Below are 15,651 nucleotides of genomic sequence, written 5' to 3' on the forward strand. Positions count from 1 at the left end.
AGGTAATTTTTTGTTTTATGTATGAACCCTACCCCGTCCCTGATCTTGCAAATGAATATAAAAAGTTTCGTTATAGTAGCTTATGGGCATTTGCAAAACAGGACTTAAAATTACTGGTCTTTTTACTGGTCATTGCCTGTTTTATTGGATTAGGTGCTGGGTATTTTTGGATCTGTATTAGCCTCGCATTTGTAGTCTTTTTTACCATCCAATTGCATTCCTTATATTTAGTCAATGATTGGATTTCCAACCGCCCTTATGATTCTCCACCCAATTTAAACGGGATTTGGGGCGCTTTACTGTTCAATGTATATCGAGCGCAGCGTCAGGAACGAATTGTACAAGCTGAAATGGTCGGACTTATTGACCGTGCGCAATCATCCTTAGTTGCACTTGCTGAAGCTGTTGTTCTGACGGATGAACTTCATCAAATTGAATGGTGGAATCCTGCTGCGGAAAAACTCCTCGGCATTCAACCGATTGATCGTGGTCGCAATATTTTGACCATTATTCGCCAACCCATTTTTATTGAATATTTCAACAATATCGACCAATCACCTGATGGCATTAAAATCAAATCATCCGTGTTTGATGAACATTATGTGCAAATTAAATTAACTCGTTTTGGCAGTGAAAGTCGCCTTGTCGTAGCCTACGATGTGACACGCATGCATAATCTTGAGCAAATGCGTAAAGACTTTGTGGACAATATTTCCCATGAACTACGCACACCACTCACTGTACTGAGTGGTTATATTGAAACATTCACCGATCAAGAAGATTTAAACCCGCGTTGGAAACGTGCATTTGAACAAATGCAGTCTCAAACACGGCGTATGAATGCTTTGGTCAATGATTTACTTTTACTTTCTCGCTTGGAAGGTAATAAACAAATTGCCAAAAATCAGATCATTGAAATGCCAAGTTTAATGAATCAATTGTTTGATGATGCACAAGCATACAATGTTGATTATGGACATACGCTCAATTTGGATATTGACAGCCATTGTGACTTAATTGGTTCGGATATTGAGCTTGCAAGTGCGTTTAGCAATCTGATCAGTAATGCGATTAAATACACGCCTAAAGGCGGTACAGTGACAATCGGATGGCATGATGATGGTGAGCATGGCTACTTTACAGTAGAAGATACTGGCATCGGTATTGATCCTAAACATTTACCACGATTGACTGAGCGTTTTTATCGTGTCGATAGCGCTCGTAGTCGTCAAACAGGTGGAACAGGCTTAGGGCTCGCAATTGTGAAACACGTTCTAATGCAACACAATGCTTATTTGGAAATTGATTCTGAAGAAAACAAAGGTTCAACTTTCCGTGTGGTTTTTCCCAAAGAACGTTTATATATGCACGAATAACAAAATTTAAAAAATAAATATCATATAGTTAATAAAAAATCCCGCTAAAATTTTGCGGGATTTTTTTAATCTATTCTCAGCAAAAATCTTAAGCCGATTTTACCTTCCCTAAAGCTTCACCCATGATGACATCAGAGTTGGCTTTTAAATAGTCATCCCAAACAATTTTATCTTTTTCAAACAATACAATCGCAGTCGACCCTAAGTAAAAACGTCCAAGTTCCGCACCTTTTTCAAGTTGCATCTCGTGATGATTCAACTCCACACGACCTGTAGGTTTCACTTTACCTGTCGCAACAGTTTCAATACCAGCCACAATCATTGCACCGACTAGAACCACTGCCATACGACCAAGTTCAGTATCAAACAAACATACCATACGCTCATTACGTGCAAATAAACCCGGAATATTTTCCGCAGTCGTTTGGTTTACAGAGAATAATTCACCTGGAATATATAAAGTTTCTGTTAGTTTACCTGCAAATGGCATGTGTACACGGTGATAATCTTTTGGTGACAAATACACCGTTACAAATTCACCTTGTTTAAAAGGTACTGCAAGTTGTGGATCACCAATCAATTTTTCAACTGAAAAACTTTGACCTTTAGCTTGAAATACATCGCCATCACGAACTTTACCAATTTGAGAAATTGCACCATCGGCAGGACATACAATATGCAGTGGATCAGGATCAACACTACGAATACCATCTTTTAATGCACGGGTAAAAAAATCATTGAATGATTTATATTTCAGCGCATCAGTTTGTTCAGCAATAGACATATCAATGCCATATTTCGCTTTAAAAGCTTGGATGACCACATTTTTAACAAGAGGATTTTCACTTGCAGCGACTTTACCCACCACACGACTCAATTGTTGTTGTGGCACAATACGCTGTGCTTGAATAAAAATTTGTTTTTTTAAATCAGAAGTAAGACTCACGCAGGTGATTCTCCAGTAATTATTGGACTGTCAGAACGATTACCCCATTCGCTCCATGCACCGTCATACGCCACAATATCCCAATTCAGTAATTTTCCAACAATATATGCCAGACCTGAGCGGTGATGCGACTGGCAATACACAACAACAGGCTGACTAAGATCAAAGCCTAACTGTTCAAGTCGTTGCTGTGTGCGTTCTAGGGAATGCAATTTTAAATGATTTTGACGTGCAATTGCAGTACTCCATTCAAAATGTCTTGCTCCCGGAATATGACCACCACGTCGTGCTGTCATTCTGAGCCCTGTATATTCATCTTCTGTACGACAATCCCATAGCTGAATTGCTTGCTGTTCAACCTTTTGGCGTAAATCATCGTATTGAATACGAAAATTTTCAACCTGTCTCAAATCGACTTTTACCGATGTGGACAGTGAGTCAAATTCTTCAATATCTGATGATGTTGGGTAATCTGCACCAAGCCATGCATGAATACCACCATTGAGTAAACTGACTCGATCAAAACCCAGACAATGTAAATTCCAAATCAATCGCCCTGCCCATGCTCCACCCTCATCATCATAAACCACCACATGATGATCAGGTGAAATTTTTAAATAATCAACCAAGGCTTGTAAGTCTGCTTCTTTAGGTAAAAGCCCTGTAGCAGTTTCTTCAAGCTGAACCAATTGCCCAGGTTTGACATGGATGGCATGTGGAATATGAAGTTGTTCAAAAACCGAGCTTCGGCTTAAGTCGACAATACGCAGAAACGTATGTCCAAGATGGGGTAAAAGTTGGTCGGCATTGACCAATAATCCAAAATTAAACAAAGGTGCTGTCATAAGATTTTTCGAATTTTAGTTCATCATTACAATTGATCTTATCACAGCACGTTTGGCGATAATGCTGAATTTCAGGGATTCTTAGCTGAAATTCAAATATCAAAAAACCAATATTTTCAAATGATTTTAAGCCGATTTTTCTTCATCAGAAATATCAAAAACCTGCCGTAAATAGGCCAAGAAAGTATCGTTATCGGTCATAGTTTTACCCGGACTATCTGAGATTTTGGCAACAGACTGACCATTACATTCCACGAGTTTCAATACGATATTGAGCGGTGTTTGTCCCATATCATTGGTCAAATTTGTGCCAATACCAAAACTCACTTGGAAACGATCTTTAAAGTATTGATGCAAAGCCCAAGCACGTTCAACATCTAAACCATCACTAAAGGTTAGCATTTTGGTACGTGTATCAATTTTCAACTTTTTATAATGTTGATAAGCCTTATCACCCCATATAAATGGGTCACCACTGTCATGACGTAAACCATCAAATAGCTTAGCAAAATACAAATCGAAATCACGTAAGAATGCATCCATACCAACCACATCGGTCAGAGCAATACCCAAATCACCCCGATATTCTTGCACCCATGTTTCAAGCGCAGATTTTTGGAAATCGCGCAAACGAACATCAAGAGCTTGGAATGCTTGTAAAAATTCATGCGCCATCGTTCCAATTGGGTAAATACCCAATTCACGTGCAATCATGACGTTACTCGTTCCACGGAAAACCGCAGGCACAGCTTCATGGAATGTTTGAATGACATGCTTTTGCCAATCTAGGCTATAACGGCGACGAGTACCAAAATCTGAAACCAAGAATGGTGGATCATTTGGATTTTGTTCTTTTGAATATTGTTTTAATTGTGCAACTTTAGCTTGTAAACGACGTTCACCTTCAACCAGTACATCATCTGAACGAATACGGCTAAAGTAAAGCTCATTGACTATCGCAAGGACAAAAATTTCAAACATCATGGCTTGAACCATTGGACCTTCGACCCAAATATCCAAACGCCCTTCACTGTCAATTCCAGCTTTAATAAAGCGTCGTTTCAGTTGGAATAACTCCAAATAATCAACAAAATCGCTTTTGATAAAACGTAATTTCCGTAAATAAATCAGTTCATCTTCGGCAAATTTTAAGTTACATAGATGGTCAAGTTGTTCGTTGAGATCCGCCAAAATATCGACCAAGGGATAAACGGTATCATCAAGATTTCGACAACGAAAATGGTAAACACTATCGGCTTGAGGGAATTTATGTAACACGACTTGTAACATGGTGAATTTGTACAAATCAGTATCGAGCAGGGATTGGATAATTGGAGCCATATCTATTTTTGATTTCGCTATGCTTATTTCATTAAAGCATATTTTTTTCGCAAAGAAGCCATGTTCTGACTAAATTTAAGAAATTTTAAATAACTCACACCAATACTTTGTTTTTTTATCGAATTCAATGTAGTAAGTAGACGAATCGTTTAACTCGATACAGCTTTAGATGAGCTTTTAACAAACATTCATTATAATAATATGTTAATAAAATGAGAATTTAATATTTTTTTATGCATAATTGTTGAAATATCAAGCATACTTAATTAACATCTATGTATTAATAAAATTACATTTCTTTACCTAATAGAAATAATTACACATTTACCCCCAACCAATAAATGGAAAATTAAGTATGGCTAAATTTAACTTAGATGAATTAAATCAAATTGATGGCTTCGTAGCTGCGGCACTTGTAGACAGCGCAAGTGGTCTAGCAATGGCTGCTCTTGGTTCAGGCCTTGATTTAGAACTTGCTGCTGCAGGCAATACAGAAGTAATTCGTGCAAAGCGTAAAGTTGCAAAAGCATTGAATTTAAATGATAAAATTGAAGATATTTTAATTACACTTGGTAAGCAATACCACTTACTTCGTCCGCTTGATCGTAATGACGAATTATTCCTTTACCTTGTACTTGACCGTCAAAAATCAAATCTTGCAATGGCTCGTCACGAGTTGAAAGCATTTGAAAAAGGTCTAGATTTTTCTTAATTTGGTTTAGTTATACAAAAAAAGCTGGCAATGCCAGCTTTTTTAATCAAAAAATATTTCATATTAATTATAATTTTTTGCAAAATAATTCTACTTCTTTTCTATATTCATTTTCGTTGCATATTCAACGCCATGGGTATTTAAATATTCTCGAATTAATTGGCGTACAACCTGAGAAGGTTTCAAATCTTGCTGACTGCATAAATCTTCAAAAGCTTGCTTTTTTACAGGATCAATCAAGATTGTCAGCCTTGCCGTCTTATTTTCCATAATGCAGATTCCACAGCCCAGTTAACATTAAATGATAATATGATTATCATCATTTTTTCACAAGTTCTTTTCATCAATCTATAGGACAACATATTTAATCGATAAAGTATTAAACAGAATGCATATTTTCAGCAAAAGCAATAAAACACATATATTTTATATGGAATTGTATATTTTGCAATGTTGGTATAATTGTCAATTATTTATATACTCAATCAAGCTAAGCCATATTTTTACAAACCTCTTAACATCAATATTATTCGTATCTAATCAATACACTCTCTTGTTACACTAAGCTATATTCATCATCGTTTTAAAGAAGTACATGCGCGCACTATTACAAAGAGTTCTTGAGGCAAAAGTTGTTGTCGATGGTCAAACTACAGGCAAAATTGACACAGGAATTTTGGTCTTTTTGGGGATTGGTAAAGAAGATAACTTCGAAAAAGGCAAAAAGCTGATTGATAAAATCTTAAAATATCGTTTTTTTGATGATGAACAAGGAAAAATGGGCTGGAATATCAGTCAAGCCAATGGTGGCTTACTTCTTGTTTCACAGTTTACCCTCATGGCACAAACACAAAAAGGCTTACGTCCCGACTTTGGACCTGCTATGCCACCAAGCGATGCCCAAGCCTTATACGAGCAAATTGTTACTTATGCACAAGCACAATTTGAGCATGTACAAACAGGCATTTTTGGTGCAGATATGAAAGTACACTTGGTCAATGATGGCCCAGTAACCTTCAATTTAGAAGTAGAATAAAATGTCAAAGCAAAATATCTAAGACAAAAAAAATCCTCGAATTCGAGGATTTTTTAAATCGTATTAACGCCCAGTTTTATCTTTTAAAAATTGACGTGCAACTTTAATTTTGTCTTTTACCGACTTTGGAACCTTAGGTGGAATCAAACGCGCCACTTGGTTAAACCAAACGAGTAGACTGAAATCACCTTCCATTTTGATCGTACCATTTTGCATGCCTGTCATGAATGCAGATGGATCACCCTTAATTAAGGTTTTAACACCCTGCTCGCTATCTGCAAATTGCAAAATAAAATCTGCTTTTTGCTCATCACCCGAAACGGTATCAATTTGACCATTATTGACTAAAATTTGACGAGCAACACCAAGATCAGTCCCGATTTGAATACGGAACTGACGGTCATGTGTCAATTCAACAAATTTTGGACTCGTACGAGCCAATTGTTTCATACGTAATGCTAGTCCAAGTACCATCAAGTCAAGCGGGTCTGTACTCGCATCAACAATAGGTAACTTTACAACGGGTATTGAAGAAAGTTTCATGACATTTAAGCCTGTTGTTTTAATTTAAAACTGTGGAATTCAGAAATTGGATCACATCCTAGCATATCTTACTATTTTTAAGCCGTAGTTATTTACAAATGTTTTGACCCATTTGTCACTTTATTCAATAGCAAATTATCTATAAAAAAAGGTATATCATTTTGATATACCTTGATATGTCTAACATTAATTTTTTTAGTGTAAAAATAGTCAGTTTAAACTGTAATGTCTGTGTATATTAAAGATGTTTGAGCTAAAAATGACTATTCATCTTCATACACAGGCGTATGCTCAATATATTGACGACGCGCTAAAGCTTTTTGCGCTCGGTTGTCTGCACCAAGTAAAAATACGGTCAATCCGATCATTGCTAAGCTAATGGCGCCCAAATAGCTGAACGCCAAAGACAAGTCTAAAAAATGTTGAATGCCGTAACGGATCGTTTCTAGAATTCCCCAAAACAACATCCCTGCAAGCATAAACCCTAACCAATGACGGTATGGGGAAAATAAAACAGTGATCAACGCTACTGCGATTAGACCAAATCCAATCATCGATGCAAAAGTCGCTGTTACCATAAAAACCTCCGTCAAAACCAAAAATGCTGAATCACATTTAAATCCTGTTTCACAACAATCGAGCACACTTATATTTAATCTTTTTTGCATGCTTATCATGAGCCTTGAAATGCATTATGGAGATTTTTTTTAAGAAGGAAAGTCTTGTTTCGATCTATAACGACACACAATGACGCAACATTGCTTTGTCATTACATTTTTATTTTAAACATTTTGCTGAGAGCCTATTCAGGATCAATTCTTGCGTGTCATTACAAAAAAATACCATTTATTTTTTGCCTGAAAAATCTTTTTTATCGTTTGTTTCTACTTTGATCAATCTATTCTTCGCTCTAATAAAAGCCTATCAATCTATCTAATTTATAAGTAAAAAAAGCGACTCGAAAGTCGCTTTTTTGTCATCAACCTGTAAGATTTATTCGTGATTCAAATCTTTGTCGTGTACGCCTAATAAATATAACACGCCATCTAAACCTACACTTGAAATGGCTTGATTAGCATTTTGACGAACCAAAGGTTTAGCACGAAATGCAACACCTAAGCCTGCAATTGAAAGCATTGGTAAATCATTCGCACCATCACCTACTGCAATTGCTTGCTCAGGTGAAATATTCATTTCATTGGCAATTTTCTGTAATAAAAAGGCTTTACGTGCGCCATCCACAATATGACCTTTGACTTCGCCTGTAACCATGCCATTTTCAACATCTAAAATATTGGCATGCACTTCATCAATGCCTAATTTTGCTTGTAAATATTCAGCAAAATATTGGAAACCACCTGATAGAATTACTGTTCGGTAACCGAGTGCTTTTAAGGTTGAAATTAAACGCTCCGCTCCTTCTGTCACTGTTAAGCGTTCAGCAATTTTAGGAAGAACAGAGGCATCCATACCTTTGAGTAAGGCAACACGTGCACGGAAACTTTGTTGAAAATCAAGCTCACCTTGCATAGCACGCTCAGTAATTTCAGCAACTTGCTCACCTACCCCTGCTTCAATCGCAAGCTCATCAATCACTTCTTGCTCAATGAGGGTTGAGTCCATATCAAAACAAACCAAACGGCGATTACGGCGATACGCATTGTCTTCTTGTACAGCGACATCAATGCTTAACTCAGCAGAAAGACGTAAACATGCTGCTCGCATGGCTTGTGCATCAAGCATTTGCCCTTTTAAACCAAACTCAACACATGAGCGTTGCAAAATATCTTGTTGTCCATCACGCTCAGGACGACCTGACAAACGTGTCACCGTTTCGATGTTAAAGCCTTGATTCGATACGATCTGCGTCACTTGCTTTAAATGCTCCGCAGTCAGTTCGGGTGCAAGTGCCGTCACGATATAACGTGTACGTCCACCTTCACTAACCCATTGATCGTAATCTGTGCCTGTGATTGGTTTAAATCGAACTGTTAAACCGATATCATGTGCTAAAATAAGGATATCTTTCATTGCAAGTGCAGTCGCAGTCTGATCATCTGACGAAACAACAATGCCTAAAGTCAATTGATTATGAATAACCGCCTGACCGACATCGAGTATTTGCAAAGAATGTACGGAAAGTACCTGCATTAACCGAGTAAACTGATTCGGCTGGTCAGGTCCTAAAAAGGATATAAGAATGATTTCTTGCATGAATTGACTCGGGTCTGAGCTACAACTATTGTTAGAATCATAATCGAAATCGAATATTTTTTCTTTGGAAGTTTACGTTGAATGCACCAAGACAAGGGCTTTTTGCTAGCCTACTTACCGTAAGTTTTGCATTACACACATTTTTATTGGTAATCGCAACCACTCACCAACTGAACGAAAACCGTGCGAGTCAGGGACAACTGATGACAAGTCAGCTCGTCACAGACAGCGTTGCTGAGCTTGAACCTGCCAATACGGTGTCCTTAGCTTTACTTGCCAATCGTTATGCGACCAATCCAAGTGTGGCATCTATTCGCATTCTCGATGCTAAAAATCAAGTGCTAGCAACGAGTGGCATGGCAAAAACTCGTCAGGGTGAAGTTTTTGTCCGTGATGCGCTACAAAATGAAAAGAAAGTCGGTAGCATTGAAATTACGCTGATTAAACCAAGCATTGGTGAAATTTTACGTACACAATGGTTAGCCATTTTAGTTTCACTCATTATTCATGGCTTATTATGGTTAGCATATCGTGCAATTGCTCGACCAACACGTAGTGAATATTTGGCACGTGTAAACCATGAGTCACGTTTAAAACATGAAATTATTCAATTGACTGAAGCACTTGCAGCAGAAAAATCTGCACAAAGTTTAAGTCATGCGGTTGCAGCGCAAAAATCTGAAGTAGCAAAAGTCGAAGTCGCGCAAACAAATCCTTCTGAAATGAAAAATGTTTTAGCACTCAACATTCAATTTTACGATCCAAAACAGTTAATCAATACTATTAACAGCTCTGTATCTAAACCGTATTTTAATTTGTGCCAAATTTTCTTAAATAAAAGTATTGTCCTGTGTGCACAACATTATAAATTGTCTTCAAACGATTTTATCCGAGAGCAAGAATTTAACAAAAATGGTGCAACCATTAGTATTGCAGCTGATCGCCCTGATGCAGCAGCATGTTTACTGATGATTGGTTCAGTGTTCCAACTGTTATCTGAAGTCCTCTACAAACGCTATCGTGAAGAAAAACGTTTTGTCCTACAAACTCGTAGTGCTGTTGCCTCGCAAGTCGAAGATATGAAAATCAATTCAGCACAAGCTGCAGAACGTCTATCACAGCATCTAATTGCTCGTGAAATGGCACTATACTTGGACAGCCAACACTTAAAAGTCATTACTGATCATTATCAGTTGGTCGCATTGCCAAATCCAAGTAATGTACTAACACGCCATGCGTATATGATTAATGGCATGAATAGCGAATCGGCTGAACTTGCCCAAGCCATTCGTACTGAAATTTTACAAAGTAAGAAAAAAGCAGCGCAACTTGAATCTGAATAATTTCATCTTCTAAGCCAAGCTTTAAAAATCCCTGTATAACAGATGTTGTACGGGGATTTTTTTATCTTGCCCAAAATATAGATAAGGACTAAATAAAATCTGCAAACTGAATGTTCAATGTTTAAACTAAAACAATCACCTTTCAATTTTTCCTCCCTTTTCATTCCCCTACAAGCTTGTGTATAACTATGTACGGCAACGCCACATGATAAGCATAGGCAAAACATGTAAAAACACGTTAGACTATAGCGCAATGAATTCAATCAAAATGTCCGACAGACAGAACAAAAAGGTGAAGGTTGATGCCGCTCAATACCGTTGAAGAGCTTGTAGCAGATATCCGTGCAGGCAAAATGGTCATCCTCATGGATGATGAAGACCGTGAAAATGAGGGTGATCTGGTGATTGCCGCGACTCACGTTCGCGCTGAAGACATCAACTTTATGATCACCCATGCTCGAGGCTTGGTTTGTTTAACACTGAGTCGTGACCGTTGTGCACAGCTAAATTTGCCTTTAATGGTCGATGCGAATGGTGCTCAACATGGAACAAATTTTACGCTTTCAATTGAAGCCGCGAACGGTATTTCAACAGGTATTTCCCCTGCTGAACGTGCGCATACGATTCAAACAGCAGTTGCGGCACATGCAAAACCTGCGGATATTGTACAACCAGGACATATTTTCCCTTTGATGGCACAGCCAGGTGGCGTATTGCACCGTGCAGGTCATACAGAAGCAGGTTGTGATCTTTCACGTCTAGCGGGTCTTGAACCTGCCTCTGTGATTTGTGAAATCATCAATGAAGATGGCACGATGGCACGCCGCCCTGATTTAGAAGTTTTTGCTGAAAAGTATGGCTTGAAAATAGGCACGATTGCTGACCTAATTCATTACCGTATGACCAATGAACAAACAGTTGAACGTATTGATCAGCAAAGCATTGATACTGAATATGGAACTTTTGATTTGTACCGCTACCGTGAACTCGGAAACCCTGACATTCATATCGCTTTAGTTAAAGGTGAGCCTAAAGATGGCATCACGACTGTTCGTGTACATGGTTTCAACCCTGCACGTGACTTGCTCAAGCTAAACAAAAAAGATGGTGAGCCTGCTTGGAACTTAGATAAAGCACTCAAAACCATTGCAGACAGTGATCGTGGTGTTTTAGTTTGGATCGGTCAGCGCCATTTATCGGATTTAGGCCCTGCCTTAGAAGAACTTGGTAAACCAAAACCAACCAAATCAAATTCTGCACTTTCACAACAATATCAAACCATTGGTGTGGGTGCACAAATATTACGTGATCTCGGCGTTGAGAAAATGAAACTGCTCAGCTCACCATTACGTTTCAACGCATTATCTGGTTTTAACCTTGAAGTTGTAGAATATTGTTCTGCAAATCAAACTAAAAACTAATAATTTGTAAACAGATTTCTTTTTTCTATCACCGCCTTTTGAATTTTTTAAAAATACAAAATGGATGCACCAGATAAAAGAAATCTATTAAAAACTCTTGTGAAATCATCGAGGTTGCTATGGCGATTCGCCGAATTGAAGGTTTATTACATCTTGCGAGCGAAGACCGTTACGCAATTTTAGTTGGTCGTTTTAACAGCTTTGTTGTTGAACATTTACTTGAAGGTGCAATTGATACGTTGCATCGTCATGGCGTTAGCGATGATAATATCACTGTCGTTCATGCACCTGGCGCATGGGAACTTCCTGTTGTCGCTAAAAAATTAGCAGAGTCAGGCAAATTTGATGCTGTTATCGCACTTGGCGCAGTGATTCGTGGTAGCACACCGCATTTTGACTTCGTTGCTGGCGAATGTGCCAAAGGTTTAGGTGTAGTTGGTTTAGATACTGGCTTACCTGTGATCAATGGTGTATTGACTACGGACAGTATTGAACAGGCGATTGAACGCTCTGGTACAAAAGCAGGTAATAAAGGTGGTGAAGCTGCCCTTACTGCTATTGAAATGGTTAACCTGTTAAAGGCAATTTAAAGCATGTCGCAAACACTCCAAGCTACTTATGCAGCAAAACGTAAAGCACGTCGCTTTGCTGTACAAGGGATTTATGAATGGCAAATGAGCCACAACCCAGTCCATGAAATTGAAGCACGTACTCGTGTAGACAATGCCATGCACAAAGTGGATCTCGGCTATTATCATGAGTTGCTCACTGAAGTGATCGCAAACCATGAAGCATTGGATGCTTTACTTTTACCCGTTCTAGATCGTGAAATCAAAGCACTTGATGGCGTGGAATTGGCGACTTTGCGTTTAGGCGCTTATGAGCTCAAAGATCACATCGAAATTCCATATCGTGTTGTGCTAGATGAAGCGATTGAATTGGCAAAACACTTTGGTGGTGCAGACAGTCACAAATACATCAATGGTGTATTAGACCGTCTTGCAAATAGTCTGCGCGAAGCAGAAAAGCAACAGGCTAAATAAGCCTTCGTTGTATTTGACATGGCTGAGTTTTCTATTATTGACACTTATTTTAATCGTCAGAAACTTTCTGATGACGATTTAGGTGTCGGCGATGACTCAGCCTTAGTCACTCCCCCTCCCGGTCACCAGTTGGTCATCTGTGCAGATACCTTGGTTGCTGGTCGACATTTCCCTTACGATACTTCACCACATGCCATTGGTTGGAAAAGTGTCGCTGTTAATTTATCTGACATTGCAGCAATGGGTGCTAAACCTCATAGTATTTTGCTTGCACTGAGCTTACCCCAAATTGATCATGCTTGGCTCAAAGGTTTTAGCCAAGGACTATATGATTGTTGTGATCAATTTGGTGTGCGCTTAATTGGTGGTGATACCACACAAAGTCCTCATCTCACCCTTTCTGTCACCGCAATGGGATGGATTGAAACAGGTCAAGCCGTCACACGTTCAGGCGCTCAAGTCGATGATTTGGTGGTCGTCAGTGGTACAATCGGTGATGCTGCATTTGGATTACAACACTTAGGGCATCCCTTACAACAACGTCTTGATTATCCAACGCCACGTTGTGAGCTCGGTCATTTGCTCAGAGGTTTAGCTCACAGCATGATTGATATCTCTGATGGATTAGCACAAGATCTCGGGCATATTCTCAAAGCATCACAGGTTGGTGCTATTCTTAACCTGAATGAACTACCTATCAGCCCTGCACTTAAAAGCCTTCCTGAATCGCAGCAATTGCAATACGCACTCGCAGGTGGTGATGATTATGAGTTATGTTTTACAATAAGCCGCCAAAATTACGAAAAACTTTTGCAATTACAACCCAATGTAAAAACAACAATCATCGGGACAGTAAAACAGCAATATGGACTCACTTTTGAAAAAGATGGCTTAGATCACTCTCTTCAATTTAATGGATATCAACACTTTGCATAAACCGCCTATTGTCTTTAAAAATATGACTTGGTCTGAACGCATCATTGTATTTTGTGGTGTTGGTTTTGGTTCAGGACTTGCACCGAAAGCACCTGGAACGTTTGGTTCTGCATTTGCTTTATTATTTGTGCCTCTGTGGCTTGCAATGGGTTTTTATGGCTCTATCTTAACCATAACAATTATGTCACTGATTGGCATTTGGATTTGTGGTAAAACCGCCGAAATTATTCATGTACATGATGACGGACGTATTGTTTGGGATGAATTTGCAGGACAATCTATTACATTTTTGCCCTTAATTTATTTAGGTCAAATAAACTGGATTTGGGTCTTGGTCGGATTTGGACTCTTCCGCTTATTTGATGTGTGGAAACCATGGCCTATACGTGTCATCGATCAAAAAATTGATGGTGGCTTTGGTATTATGTTTGATGACATTATTGCAGGACTTTGGGCTGCGTTATGTATTATAATTTATCTATATTTTAGAATGGCTTAAGCCAAAATAATAGGGTGTTTTATGTCAACAACAGTAATTATTCTTGCTGCAGGTAAAGGAACACGTATGCGCTCCCAATTACCTAAAGTGCTACAGCCCTTAGCAGGAAAACCATTATTGGGTCATGTAATTGAAACAGCAAAAAAACTACAAGCTAAAAATATTATTACAATTTTTGGTCATGGCGGTGACACAGTACAAAAAGCTTTTTCACATGAAAATATTCAATGGGTTGAACAAGCTGAACAGCTCGGTACGGGTCATGCAGTCAAAGTGACTTTACCTGTATTGCCAAAAGATGGAGTCTCACTCATTCTGTCAGGCGATGTGCCTTGTGTTCAACAAAGTACACTACAACGTTTGTTAGATGTATCAACAGCAACAGGAATTGGTTTAGTAACGTTAACCCTTGCTGATTCTACAGGCTATGGTCGGATTGTACGTAAGGATGGAAAAATTCAAGCCATTGTTGAACATAAAGATGCGTCTGAAGAGCAGCGTCAAATTAAAGAAATTAACACTGGTATTTACTGCGTCAGTAATTCCAAATTGCATGAATGGTTGCCAAAACTGAGCAATGACAATGCCCAAGGTGAATATTACCTAACAGATATCGTAGCAATGGCTTTGGCTGATGGTATGGAAATCGCCTCAATTCAACCTGAATTGGCTTTTGAAGTTGAAGGGATTAATGACCGTATTCAACTTGCTGCTTTAGAGGGTGAATTCCAAAACCATCAAGCTAAATTATTGATGCAACAAGGCGTGCATATTATTGATCCGCATCGTTTTGACTTACGTGGTCAGTTGCATGCAGGACAAGATGTGTGTATTGACATCAACGTGATCATTGAAGGTGAATGTACTTTTGGTGACAATGTTGAAATTGGCGCAGGTTGTATCATTAAAAATACCACCATTGCAGCAGGAACCAAGGTTCAACCGTATAGCGTATTTGACAATGCAATTGTCGGTGAAAATGTCCAAATTGGTCCTTTTGCTCGCTTACGTCCTGGCGCTGAACTCGCGAATGAAGTCCACATTGGTAACTTTGTAGAAGTAAAAAATACGACTGTTGGTGTAGGCTCTAAAGCCAATCACTTCACTTATTTGGGTGATGCAGAAATTGGCGCAGGCTCAAATATTGGTGCGGGAACCATTACCTGTAACTATGACGGTGCAAATAAACATAAAACCATTATTGGTGACAACGCTTTTGTTGGTACGAACAACTCTCTTGTCGCACCAATTACCATTGGCAACGGCGCAACCACAGGTGCAGGCTCAGTCATTACTCAAAATGTTGCGGATAATAGCCTTGCATTTGAACGTGCAAAACAAATTTCAAAAGAAAATTATCAACGCCCTCAAAAGATTGCGAAATAAAAGGATATAA

At 38.6% G+C, this 15,651-nt stretch carries 17 protein-coding genes; 10 read left to right on the forward strand and 7 right to left on the reverse strand.

The features are described from left to right. The first annotated feature begins 17 nt into the window (after positions 1 to 17). The gene (gene phoR / locus ACK2M2_RS04240) at positions 18 to 1,376 is read left to right on the forward strand and encodes a phosphate regulon sensor histidine kinase PhoR (protein ID WP_409510648.1); all 1,359 of its coding nucleotides are present in this window, start codon (positions 18 to 20) and stop codon (positions 1,374 to 1,376) included. 88 nt (positions 1,377 to 1,464) lie between these two features. Here the strand turns inward: phoR and asd are convergent, their stop codons facing one another. From asd to pncB, 3 genes are all read right to left on the reverse strand, one after another. Next, positions 1,465 to 2,322, reverse strand: a complete 858-nt coding sequence (gene asd, locus ACK2M2_RS04245) for an archaetidylserine decarboxylase (protein ID WP_409510647.1) — start codon at positions 2,320 to 2,322, stop codon at positions 1,465 to 1,467. Further along, complete coding sequence (locus ACK2M2_RS04250) at positions 2,319 to 3,167, reverse strand: sulfurtransferase (RefSeq protein WP_419346229.1); 849 nt, start codon at positions 3,165 to 3,167, stop codon at positions 2,319 to 2,321. Before ACK2M2_RS04250 ends, asd begins: the two co-directional genes overlap by 4 nt. A gap of 126 nt (positions 3,168 to 3,293) precedes the next feature. Continuing rightward, positions 3,294 to 4,508, reverse strand: coding sequence for a nicotinate phosphoribosyltransferase (gene pncB, locus ACK2M2_RS04255; RefSeq protein WP_409510645.1), 1,215 nt, complete (start codon positions 4,506 to 4,508; stop codon positions 3,294 to 3,296). Positions 4,509 to 4,863: 355 nt separating this feature from the next. On the opposite strand from pncB, the gene ACK2M2_RS04260 reads away from it, so the two are divergent. After that, positions 4,864 to 5,220: a roadblock/LC7 domain-containing protein gene (locus tag ACK2M2_RS04260; protein ID WP_409510644.1), complete on the forward strand. Its 357-nt coding sequence runs from the start codon at positions 4,864 to 4,866 to the stop codon at positions 5,218 to 5,220. Between the two features lie 90 nt (positions 5,221 to 5,310). Here the strand turns inward: ACK2M2_RS04260 and ACK2M2_RS04265 are convergent, their stop codons facing one another. Continuing rightward, positions 5,311 to 5,490, reverse strand: coding sequence for a CopG family transcriptional regulator (locus ACK2M2_RS04265; RefSeq protein ID WP_409510643.1), 180 nt, complete (start codon positions 5,488 to 5,490; stop codon positions 5,311 to 5,313). 325 nt (positions 5,491 to 5,815) lie between these two features. Here ACK2M2_RS04265 and dtd point away from each other — a divergent pair, with 325 nt between their 5' ends. Beyond that, positions 5,816 to 6,256, forward strand: coding sequence for a D-aminoacyl-tRNA deacylase (gene dtd / locus ACK2M2_RS04270; protein ID WP_419346231.1), 441 nt, complete (start codon positions 5,816 to 5,818; stop codon positions 6,254 to 6,256). A 63-nt stretch (positions 6,257 to 6,319) separates the two neighbouring features. Here dtd and ACK2M2_RS04275 read toward each other — a convergent pair whose 3' ends face one another. The 3 genes from ACK2M2_RS04275 to serB form a co-directional block, all read right to left on the reverse strand. Then, a complete protein-coding gene (locus tag ACK2M2_RS04275) occupies positions 6,320 to 6,799 on the reverse strand; it encodes an SCP-2 sterol transfer family protein (protein WP_409510641.1) in 480 nt (159 codons plus the stop codon). A 263-nt stretch (positions 6,800 to 7,062) separates the two neighbouring features. Next, positions 7,063 to 7,377, reverse strand: a complete 315-nt coding sequence (gene aciT, locus ACK2M2_RS04280; protein WP_409510640.1) for an AciT family ciprofloxacin tolerance protein — start codon at positions 7,375 to 7,377, stop codon at positions 7,063 to 7,065. Positions 7,378 to 7,792: 415 nt separating this feature from the next. Next, positions 7,793 to 9,013, reverse strand: a complete 1,221-nt coding sequence (serB, locus tag ACK2M2_RS04285) for a phosphoserine phosphatase SerB (RefSeq protein WP_409510639.1) — start codon at positions 9,011 to 9,013, stop codon at positions 7,793 to 7,795. A gap of 53 nt (positions 9,014 to 9,066) precedes the next feature. On the opposite strand from serB, the gene ACK2M2_RS04290 reads away from it, so the two are divergent. The 7 genes from ACK2M2_RS04290 (at position 9,067) to glmU (ending at position 15,641) form a co-directional block, all read left to right on the forward strand. Beyond that, positions 9,067 to 10,356, forward strand: a complete 1,290-nt coding sequence (locus tag ACK2M2_RS04290) for a hypothetical protein (RefSeq protein ID WP_419346288.1) — start codon at positions 9,067 to 9,069, stop codon at positions 10,354 to 10,356. A 302-nt stretch (positions 10,357 to 10,658) separates the two neighbouring features. Next, the gene (gene ribBA, locus ACK2M2_RS04295) at positions 10,659 to 11,777 is read left to right on the forward strand and encodes a bifunctional 3,4-dihydroxy-2-butanone-4-phosphate synthase/GTP cyclohydrolase II (protein WP_419346234.1); all 1,119 of its coding nucleotides are present in this window, start codon (positions 10,659 to 10,661) and stop codon (positions 11,775 to 11,777) included. Positions 11,778 to 11,896: 119 nt separating this feature from the next. Beyond that, positions 11,897 to 12,367 (forward strand): 6,7-dimethyl-8-ribityllumazine synthase, encoded by a 471-nt coding sequence (gene ribE / locus ACK2M2_RS04300; protein WP_409510636.1) that lies wholly within the window; start codon positions 11,897 to 11,899, stop codon positions 12,365 to 12,367. Between the two features lie 3 nt (positions 12,368 to 12,370). Beyond that, complete coding sequence (nusB, locus tag ACK2M2_RS04305) at positions 12,371 to 12,820, forward strand: transcription antitermination factor NusB (RefSeq protein ID WP_409510635.1); 450 nt, start codon at positions 12,371 to 12,373, stop codon at positions 12,818 to 12,820. Between the two features lie 18 nt (positions 12,821 to 12,838). After that, positions 12,839 to 13,756: a thiamine-phosphate kinase gene (gene thiL / locus ACK2M2_RS04310; RefSeq protein WP_409510634.1), complete on the forward strand. Its 918-nt coding sequence runs from the start codon at positions 12,839 to 12,841 to the stop codon at positions 13,754 to 13,756. After that, positions 13,734 to 14,255 carry a phosphatidylglycerophosphatase A gene (locus tag ACK2M2_RS04315; protein ID WP_409510633.1) on the forward strand — a complete coding sequence of 174 codons (522 nt, stop codon included), beginning with the start codon at positions 13,734 to 13,736 and terminating at the stop codon, positions 14,253 to 14,255. The genes thiL and ACK2M2_RS04315 overlap by 23 nt, the downstream gene beginning before the upstream one ends. 21 nt (positions 14,256 to 14,276) lie before the next feature. After that, positions 14,277 to 15,641: a bifunctional UDP-N-acetylglucosamine diphosphorylase/glucosamine-1-phosphate N-acetyltransferase GlmU gene (glmU, locus tag ACK2M2_RS04320; protein ID WP_419346236.1), complete on the forward strand. Its 1,365-nt coding sequence runs from the start codon at positions 14,277 to 14,279 to the stop codon at positions 15,639 to 15,641. Positions 15,642 to 15,651 lie beyond the last annotated feature (10 nt).

It is taken from the genome of Acinetobacter sp. TY1, assembly GCF_048551395.1.
Classification (GTDB): Bacteria; Pseudomonadota; Gammaproteobacteria; order Pseudomonadales; family Moraxellaceae; genus Acinetobacter.